At 44.1% G+C, this 9,243-nt stretch carries 11 protein-coding genes and 1 pseudogene; 10 read left to right on the top strand and 2 right to left on the bottom strand.

The features are described 5' to 3' along the window. The first annotated feature begins 1,054 nt into the window (after positions 1-1,054). From MJ923_RS20580 to MJ923_RS20540, 8 genes are all read left to right on the top strand, one after another. Entirely contained in the window at positions 1,055-1,351 is a 297-nt protein-coding gene (locus MJ923_RS20580; RefSeq protein WP_240592662.1) for a hypothetical protein, read from the top strand. A 161-nt stretch (positions 1,352-1,512) separates the two neighbouring features. Continuing rightward, on the top strand, positions 1,513-1,974 hold the full coding sequence (locus MJ923_RS20575) for a hypothetical protein (RefSeq protein ID WP_240592661.1): 462 nt from the start codon (positions 1,513-1,515) through the stop codon (positions 1,972-1,974). A gap of 41 nt (positions 1,975-2,015) precedes the next feature. Continuing rightward, on the top strand, positions 2,016-2,714 hold the full coding sequence (locus MJ923_RS20570; RefSeq protein ID WP_240592660.1) for a hypothetical protein: 699 nt from the start codon (positions 2,016-2,018) through the stop codon (positions 2,712-2,714). 527 nt (positions 2,715-3,241) lie between these two features. Next, positions 3,242-3,568 (top strand): hypothetical protein, encoded by a 327-nt coding sequence (locus tag MJ923_RS20560; protein WP_240592659.1) that lies wholly within the window; start codon positions 3,242-3,244, stop codon positions 3,566-3,568. Positions 3,569-3,654: 86 nt separating this feature from the next. Beyond that, a complete protein-coding gene (locus MJ923_RS20555; protein WP_240592658.1) occupies positions 3,655-4,131 on the top strand; it encodes a hypothetical protein in 477 nt (158 codons plus the stop codon). 98 nt (positions 4,132-4,229) lie between these two features. Then, entirely contained in the window at positions 4,230-4,643 is a 414-nt protein-coding gene (locus MJ923_RS20550) for a hypothetical protein (RefSeq protein ID WP_240592657.1), read from the top strand. 63 nt (positions 4,644-4,706) lie between these two features. Then, positions 4,707-4,952, top strand: a complete 246-nt coding sequence (locus MJ923_RS20545) for an Imm32 family immunity protein (RefSeq protein WP_240592656.1) — start codon at positions 4,707-4,709, stop codon at positions 4,950-4,952. A 98-nt stretch (positions 4,953-5,050) separates the two neighbouring features. After that, a complete protein-coding gene (locus MJ923_RS20540; protein WP_240592655.1) occupies positions 5,051-5,443 on the top strand; it encodes a hypothetical protein in 393 nt (130 codons plus the stop codon). A gap of 356 nt (positions 5,444-5,799) precedes the next feature. On the opposite strand, the gene MJ923_RS20535 is transcribed toward MJ923_RS20540, so the two are convergent. Beyond that, positions 5,800-6,921: an IS110 family RNA-guided transposase gene (locus MJ923_RS20535; protein ID WP_240592654.1), complete on the bottom strand. Its 1,122-nt coding sequence runs from the start codon at positions 6,919-6,921 to the stop codon at positions 5,800-5,802. Positions 6,922-7,077: 156 nt separating this feature from the next. On the opposite strand from MJ923_RS20535, the gene MJ923_RS20530 reads away from it, so the two are divergent. Beyond that, entirely contained in the window at positions 7,078-7,932 is an 855-nt protein-coding gene (locus MJ923_RS20530) for a DUF1444 family protein (protein WP_240592653.1), read from the top strand. A gap of 30 nt (positions 7,933-7,962) precedes the next feature. Here MJ923_RS20530 and MJ923_RS20525 read toward each other — a convergent pair. Beyond that, positions 7,963-8,082, bottom strand: a pseudogene (locus tag MJ923_RS20525) (IS110 family transposase); the annotation flags it as partial. Positions 8,083-8,222: 140 nt separating this feature from the next. On the opposite strand from MJ923_RS20525, the gene MJ923_RS20520 reads away from it, so the two are divergent. Further along, positions 8,223-9,182, top strand: coding sequence for an alpha/beta fold hydrolase (locus MJ923_RS20520; protein ID WP_240592652.1), 960 nt, complete (start codon positions 8,223-8,225; stop codon positions 9,180-9,182). Positions 9,183-9,243: the final 61 nt, after the last annotated feature.

Raw genomic sequence — 9,243 nt, 5'->3', positions numbered from 1 at the left:
TGACTCATACCAACCTCCAAATGCTGTATGTATGAACAGTATTATCGAGATTTTGACGATTTCAAGTCAGAGTTGATCCTGACAGTTCTCCGGTTATCCGACCCGTGAAAATATTATTTCATTTTAATATCAGCAGGTTAAAATTTGACATGTAAAAATAATAGGCGGGATCCAAGGAGATAACGAGAATGCTCACTTTCATCGTAAATTTATCTGGACAAAATGACGTAACTTGATAATTATTAAATCAATTAACATACTCGTTTTGCACTGGTCAGAGGTGCTAAATGAGCATTCTCATTATTAAAATGTTAGGTGTCTTTATGAAAATCCCTGAATATTTTGTAATCGCGCTATTTTTAGCATACCTAATATCAGCAATCTTCTTTGAATTTAGACTTCGTACTGAACTCCCTAAATTACAAAGGGACAAGGAAATTAAAAGGTTTACCCTTTTAACTTTCGGCTGGGTAATGCCTCCAGTAATAAGAATTCTCGGCTTTAAATTTTGGGGTATATCCAAAAAATTAAATGTCGCTGGCACTGTGCACTCTGTTGTAAGTTACGTGTTAATTGCTGTGTGTATAACTGCCTTTTACATTCCAATTCAAAGGTAAAAGCCACCTAACAATCGCATTAACCACTCACTGCGCTCGCTTGGGACAAATACACGTAGGCTCCCCTCGCGTTGCTCGGTATTTTAGCCTACGTATATTTGCCCGTTATGCGGGCGTTATGTGTCTTCCGTGGCGTGACGTGTTTAATTGGAGCAGCAGGTGGGCTTTCAGCACTCTATGTGCATACTGTAAAAACAAAGCGCATTACTGGAAAAAACCTTGCAGGCGCGAAAAAACATTTAAAACATTAGCGCATTGCAAGGGGCCTAAGCATGGGCGTATGTGGTATTCAACCAGTCATGATTTTCACATAACAAACGGCTTAATCCGACCTCCATTACGTTGCTTGGTTTGCGCTAAGGCGCTACGCTAGCGCAAACCAACCAACTTCATTCCGGCGGTTTAGCCGGGCGTTATGTGTTCCACTGAGTGAAGCTGTGAAAAAAATTTTTGTTTATGGTTTTAAAGGTGTATTCAGCGGAGATTCTTCGTATGAATATCGTTTTCCCGAGGAAGGAAAAGAGCTGAAAGCTATCCTCTTGCTTGCACAGAGGGGCAACACCGAAGACTTTGAGCTCGCTAGTAGGGAAATTGAGCTATACGGGTTTAAAGACATCAGTGATCTCAGAGGCGCTGAGCTAAAAGTAGAGTCACTGAATAGCCCGTCTGGTGTTAAATTCCAACCATATTATGAAGAAGCACTAGAGCAGGGTAGCTCGCTTGCAGTCTACTAAAACACATAACAAAGCCGGGCAGTTTGCTCCGGGCCTTCGGCCCTCCGCGGGACAGCTTACCTTGTGCACGTTTTGCGCGGGTCGCTGCGCTCCCATTTTCGCGCAAAACGCACACAAGGAAAGCTGCCCCTGCCGGCGGCGTTAGGGCTCAGGAGGTAAAATTGAATATAAAAATTGAAACTACAGAGATCATGAAAATTGATTTCAATGAAAACGTGGTGACAGTATTACCTGTCAGCTCAAATGAATGTGACTTACATAATTACTCTTCTACCGCGTTGTCTTTTTGGAAATATGCTAGAAGAGATATTGATATTGAACTACTCACCGAGCCTAAAACGCTGGTTGAACAGCGCTCTGGAGAATGGTTTGGTCCAATGATTTTGATTACATCATCGTTACTGTCAGGGAATGGTGCTTTGGTGTCTGTCTTATGTGGAGTCGTCTCCAATTATCTAACTGATTTTTTCAAAGGCAAAAGTGAAGAACCAGTTGTTAAGCTAAAGGTTCTTTATAAAGAAACTAAGTCCTCAAAAACTACTGAAATTTCTTATGAAGGCGATATTCAGGGTATTGAAAAACTAGAACAGTCGATTTTAGAAGTGGTGAAAAAAGGACAATGAAAAGAGATAGGATTTCATTTGAAGCCTTAAGCGAGTCATTTATGGATTTCGTAGATTCTTGTGCTCGATTAAGTTTTTTTACACGCTCTAAAAAATTACAGAACGAAAAGATCAGTGAGTGTGATCATTTTATTAGCAGCATTAAAGGGTATAAAGCACAGGCTATTGAATTTGGCAGTGAGGAGATGGCTAATGAATTTTTCCACATGCAATGTGTTGTTAATGGGTTGCGATCCGTTTTACTTATGTGGGTAACATTAAAAGACGAAGACTTTCAAAAATCATGGTCGCATCTAATCGATGCTCAAGAGTACACTTCAGTTGCTTTAAAAACTAAAGAATATGAAGGAATAATCAACTTTCAGAGTCAACTTCTTTCCATCGAGGAAGCCGTGTTTCCAGGTTGGGCATTATTTAATAGCCCCGGATTTATTGAAACGGTTGGTAGGTGCTCGATTTGTGGAAGTAACTTTGCTGTCTGTGACCACGTAGAGAGCGAGATATACTTTGGGTCATTGTGCCAGAGGGTTGATCGCGAGGTCTTGGAGTTAAATCACTCTGCCGTAGTTGAACATCCGAGGGATAAACGATGTATTGTGACAGAAATATCTGATGACGAAGACTATATGGTTAATTATTTTACGTGGGAAAGAACAGGTGAACGTAAGGAAAAACAAGAAGGCACAATCGGGCATATGAAATCCGTGCTGTTTACAATTCCATCGCTAGACTTCAATTAGAGCCCTAACAAACTGCTCAAGAGGGATTCGCAACGCGTGGCATTTTCACTATGCGTTGATTTTAGTGATTAAGGTGGTTTGCGGCGGCTTTTGTATTGCGTTGCTCACCCCTTAGCAGGGCGTTATAAGAACATGGAAACCTGCGTTCAATGAATAAATATAAGTTGAGATTAATTGGTATTCTGGTGATTCAATTGTTCATCACAGTGATACACAACACATCCTCAAATGAGTTTGACTCATCGAACTTCTACCAATTAGATAACTGGACATATTGGCTTGGAATGGGCTGGGGTATTTTTGCTATTGTCTATGTTATTAAGTTGGCCTGTCCTCACTGTGGTGCGCAGCAAGTATTACGCGGACTGAGTATTTTCTCGTTACGGTGGCCGCAAGATCAATGTCACAAATGTGGTGTCAAAATTGAGTAAGGCTTATAGCAAGTTAAATCATCGGAAAACCACTCGCTACGCTCGCGTTTTCCGCTGTTTAAAGCGTTATGTTTTTTGTCATGTGGAAACTTGAGAGTGTTGAGTAAAATTAATATCAAAAAAGCATTGGGTATTTTGCTTGTCGGCGTTATTAGTTTTGTAGCTTATTACGAGTCCAATATTGCCTACGATAATCTGAAAAAAATGTCTGTAGCAATAGAGGTTTACGAATCAATAATTTCAGAATATGAGAATACTGCGGAAGTTGATGAGCTAAAAGTGAAAGGGCTTAAAGGACAGCTGGCAGAAATTAAACCAAGGAAAGCTGTTTACAAATCTTCCATGGGTTTCAGTTCAACTCTTGGATTATTAGCAGCTTTATTTACTGTTATAACGTGGTTCTGGCGTAGTGAAAAAACATAACAATCGCCATCAAAACGCCGCTTCGCGGCTCGACTCGCAACACGTTGCTCGCGTTTGTGGCGGGCGTTACAATTCTAAGGGAACGTATGGACACTATCGGCTACTCCACTAAGGAAGAAGTTCTTGAGTTGGTAGATGCGTGCTTTCCATATATCGAAAAGCCGGACGACGACTCGCTTTATGTTTTCCCTGCTAATGACCCTATGAGAACTATTCTTCATAAGCAGGTACGAGAAATAAAAACTGCTTACCTTTCAAATCACCAATTAAACATATTCTACGACGAGTTGGGGACACTTTCTGCCAACGCAGTGCAATGGATGTTTCCATCCCTGATCCGTTCTGCAGTTCTATCGCTTCCTGATGAAGATACATTGGCTGAAGCATTAGTGTGCTACTTCGAGAACGCTAATTTTGAAGAAATTAACTCCGCCTATAACTTTTCATGGTTAACACCAAATCAGGCTCAAGCTTTAAGCGTTGTACTGGAACACATCTCACAAGAAACTGACATGGTAGTATCTTTGGCTATGGAAAATGTGGCAGAGTTTAGTAAATTGTAACAAGGCGCGGCAGTTTAAAGCCCGCCAAAACCCGCTAACGCGGCGGGCTTGGGACTCGTACCTCGCCCCTGCGCTGAACGTTAACTTGCAGGGAGCTTATGTCGAAAATCGATTTCCAAAAATATGGTAAGGATGCTAGAAAGTTTAAAAACTCTCCCTTACAGATCATTGCTGCGACTAACTCACTGAAAATTCAAACTCGGAAAAACTCAGGTCGTGGAAAGCCATATATCTGGATAGACCCTTGCTGGGAGTTATTTCACCTAGGGAAAAGTGTAATATCAAGTTCTAACTACCCAGACCACAAAGGGCCTCTTTATACACAGAAGCACATGCTATGGTGTAAAAAGAAACAACAGGTCACAGGGAAGTTTTTGCTGTCCGTAAAACTGAATAAGTTTGGCCACACTGTGTTCAGGCTTTCAGATAATTATGAAATTGTTAGTTATGGTTATAATCTTCAATTAGTGGAAGATGAGGATTATGACGGTTGGTACGCAGATGCAAGTTAACAAGCAAAGGCAGCCGACGCTCAACGCGCGGCTGCTTTGAGCGTTACTAGTAAAAGGAAACTTATGAGACTTACCGGTCATGTTGGAGTAGAAAATGAAGAAGACATTCCGGAGTTTCTGAGACTGAAGGAGCTCAGTGTCATTGCTACTCCAGATGAGCTTCGAAAAATTGCTGAGTTTTTTATAGAAACAGCAAACACTATGGAATCAATGGGAGATGACTATGACCATGAGCATCTTTCAGACAGGTTTAAGGAATTTGAGTCGTCACCACACTTGGTAACTTTTAGAGAAGGTGGCAAATACTAGTAACAACGAGTGGCTGGAACTGGCCCGCTTAAAACCGCTGCGCGGCGGGCCTTCGACTCGCTGTCGCTCGCGCCAGCACAAAACGTTAAGCAGAAAAGATGAAGATCGCACTAATCATAATCGTTTTAGCTCTCGCTATAGCTTGGAGTGTATATATAGGAGATGTGCCTAAAAAGTATAAGGTGCGCTCTTGTACGGGTAAGCATTGGAAGACTGCCTTCCCACACTCAACTAAAGAAGATATAAGGAAATTCTTATTACTATTTACCGATGCTTTCGCTTTTTCTCCAAAACAGAAATTAAAGTTCGAGCCAGAAGATAAGATACTGGATATTTATAAAGCTCTTTACCCTAAGAAATGGATGGCAGATTCACTTGAAATAGAGACTCTGGCAGAAGACATTGAAAAGGTATACCAAATAGACTTTGCTAGTATTTGGCATGAAAATTTAACTTTAGGTGATTTGTACTCGCAGGTGCAAAATGCTTAACAAGTTGCCGCACAATCGCCCTTCGGGCTGGACCTCCCTTTCGGTCGGCCTGTGGGCAAGGCGTTGATATGATTCCCTCTGTCAAATGGATAATAGTGTCCTTACCGGAGACCCGAAAATCTCCGGTAAGGACACTCTGGCAGACGGGCTTTGGCGAGTAAGTGTCGGCGGTTGACCTTGCACTCTTGTTAATAGTGAGGCCGCGAGTTTGGTTATTCGCCTTGTTCGAACTGATTGGGTGTTCGCCGCAGGAGCCTTGCCTCAGTCTAGAAGCGCGGATGTGACCGCTTAACGCCCTCGAGGGGTGCTCGCACCGCTGCCGCCGCCTTTACTGCCAGAGTGAAGTTAACCCTGAACTAGCACGCTTTTCGTGGCATGTCGGCATCAAAGCCTTGGGCTATGTCCCAAATGTAACCTGTCAGCTCACGTGCCACGGCGGTCACCACCTTGTTGTATTCCTTACCCCTGGCTTTCAGATCATGGAAACGTCGACACAGGCGTTGCTGGACTTCCCAGGAGCGGGTTTGCAATGGCATCGAATGGCCTTGCTGTCGACTCTCCAGCTCCTGTGATACCCGAGCGGGAAAACGGTAGGCCCAAGCCGATTCGATTAAGATACGCCTGGCGTGGCCATTGCCACACTTGGTAATGCCGCCCCGTCGCTCCCGCAGTCCGCTGGAGTGCTCACTCGGTGTCAGGCCGACAAAGTTCATCAGGGAACGGGGCGAGGCAAAGCGCCGCAGGTCGCCAAGCTCCGCCAGCAGCGTCATGGCCGATAAGAAACGCACGCCACGCAGTACGGTCAGGCGTTCAACCAGTGGGTACCAACGCCAGCTTTCGGCGAGACTTTGCAGCTCCAACTCCAGTCGCTGTAAACGCTCGTAGCGTTCAGTCACGATATGGATGTAATGCTGGAAGGTGATTTTAGAGGCACTCTCAGCAAAGCTGATATCCGCCAGATGACGTCGATAGGCTTCGGTCCAGTTTTGGCGACCACTGCAGGGGTGACCATGGCGTAGCAGGAAGGATTTCAGTCGTTGCCGTGCCTGACGTAAATCGAGCATGGCATCTTCTCGGCAACGAATAAGGTCACGAATGGCTTCATCCCGCTCATCCCGTACATAGATGGACTTTAAATCGCCGCTGCGAGCCAATCTGGCCAGGGTCATGGCATCACGTTGATCGGTTTTGACCCTGTCCCCAGGCGCTTTGGGGATTAAGGCAGGCGCTACGACCCAACAGCTGATGCCACGGCGTTGGAGATAAAGCCAGAAGCCACAAGGCCCTGCTTCATAAATGATGCAAAGCTTGCTGGCCTTGGTGGATTGATTTTTAAAGAGTTTATCAAGTGAACGCAGGTTGGTGGGAACGGTTCCATGGTAGTGAACCGCATCATCCAACTTATCAGAAACCCAGGCCACATCTGTGGTCTCCTTGTGCACGTCCAAACCGATAAAAAGTGTGTTAGCTTTAGACATGTCGGCCTCCTGTGATTGTTTGCCTTTCCTGATAGAGAAAGTTCATCAAACAGTGTGGCTCTGGTTTCACTAACCCACGAGAAAACACGGAGGCCGACACCTGCACAGGGAATCATTATGTCTAGGGCTTATTGTGAAATTAGGAAGTTAAGTATTATGAAAAAATTGTTTTTGTCAGCTGTAATATTTCTAAGCTGTATATCGTCATCTTATTCCATAGACTTTTTCAATAAAACCGAATTTTCAAAAAAATACTCATCAGTTGTAGTGGAGTTACATTCCGGTGCAAAGGCAGAGATCAGAGGTGAACTAGAAGTCAAAATAACCATGCCCAATGGTAAAGAATTGACTGCTTTTTTAGATAATGCGTACAAAGATTATCTAAACTCTCCAAAAGATATTGAAATCATCATCCAGAATTATGCTAGCTCCTTAAATCTATCAGATGATTTAGAAAATAATAAATTTGGGAAGGAATATATATTTCCCGTTATAAAAGACAATGTGTACATCCAACAAATAGAAGATATGTTTAAAGACTCAGGCAAGAAAGGGCTTGTTTACGAAAAGCTAAATGATGTTTTATATGTTGTATATGCGTTTGATACACCCAAGGCAATTAGGTTTATGACGGAGGAAGATCTTCTCGAAACTGGGGTGAAACGTGATGAGCTAAGAGAACTAGCAAAGGGCAATTTAAAAAAGTCTATTCCGAATATTCATCTAGAAGGAGATACATCACGTTTATCAATGTTGGTTGCCGATGGTATGTATGAGGCATCATTTCTTCTGTTTGATGGAGTTTGGACAAAAGAACAAATCCCAGTAAACGGGGACATTGTGGTTTATGCTCCAACTAGAGGTTTATTATTGATCACGGGTTCTGAAGATGAAGAAAGCTTGGCGAAAATACATAGCATTGTATATAACCCAGAGAATAATTGGTCTCACATTGTTGCAGAGGTAGGATTTATTCGTGTCGGCAACACCTGGAAGGTATATAAGCCCTAACAAGTGACTGTGGCATTCCGTCAATGTTTATTACGCCAATTCAGGTGATTTTTCGCCCCAGCGAGTTCCGTTTTTCATCATGGTATTGAGTGTAACCAAGAGCTTCCGCATGCACGCGATTAACGCCACCTTGGGCAGCTTTCCCTGCGCTGACCTTTTCCCGAGATTCGTGCCAAGCGTTAATAGTGACGACCAGGCATGCACAATAAAGTGGGTATAGCAGATGTCCGATAGCTGCCTTTTGGCTGTTCAATAGCAAGTTACTGACAAGAATTAACGGGATTTCGCGCGTGAAAAAGTATCTGCCTTTGGGATTACTAGGGTTAATTGCTACAGTGGCTATGCTGTATGCCATCACGCCAGTTTCAACCTTGTATCAATACCTGATCGCGACTGAGCGAAGCATCGCCCATCTTGAGGTGAATCGGCTCAATGTTGATGAACTGAAAATTGAGTATCTTCGCGGCGGCAGTGGCCCGACACTTGTGCTGCTGCACGGTTTCGGCGCTGATAAGGACAATTGGAGCCGTATCGCGCGTTATCTGGTCGATAATTTTGATGTGATTGCGATTGACTTGCCGGGTTTTGGCAACAGTAGCAAGGACATAAGCCTTGATTATGATGTTGGCTCGCAGGTGGCAAGGCTTAAGCGGATAACCGATGCCTTAGGTTTGGATAAGTTTAGTCTCGCCGGTAGTTCCATGGGCGGATATATTGCCGGGAACTTCGCTGCGAAGTACCCTGAAACCGTTAAAGATCTATGGCTTATCAGCCCTTTGGGTGTAGAGGGTGCTGAGGCCAGCGAAATGTTTACCGCCACTCAACATGGCGCAGCTCCTGTTGTTTTACCCCGAACCAACGCCGAGTTTTCAGCCTTGCTCGATGCTTTGTTTGTCGAAGCACCCTTCATCCCTTCACCTATCGTCAGCTTCCTGTCCGCCAAGGCGGTTGAGAGTGTCGAACTGAACAGCAAAATTTTTGAACAAATTCATAGGATGAGACAAGGCAAACCTCATCCAGATGCACCACTCGATACAGTGTTAACGCATTACACAGGCCCGGTGCTGATCACCTGGGGCGATAAAGACAGACTATTGCATGTGTCGGGCGCTGCTGTGCTAAAGGGCATAGTGCCGCAGGCAACAGTGAATATCCTCGCAAATGTGGGTCATTTGCCGATGGTCGAATCCCCTGACGTGACTGCCGAAGCCTTCCTTGCGTTTGCGGCAGTCAGCCAAGCCACTAATTAACGTTCAGTGCGCGGTCAGCTTGCTTATTAGAGCGGTCAGAGCAGCGCTCAGATTGGTGTTC

This window comes from Shewanella zhuhaiensis, assembly GCF_022484835.1.
Classification (GTDB): domain Bacteria; phylum Pseudomonadota; class Gammaproteobacteria; order Enterobacterales; family Shewanellaceae; genus Shewanella; species Shewanella khirikhana.
The sequence above is the reverse complement of the archived record's forward strand: the minus strand, read 5'-3'. Positions and strand labels throughout refer to the sequence as shown.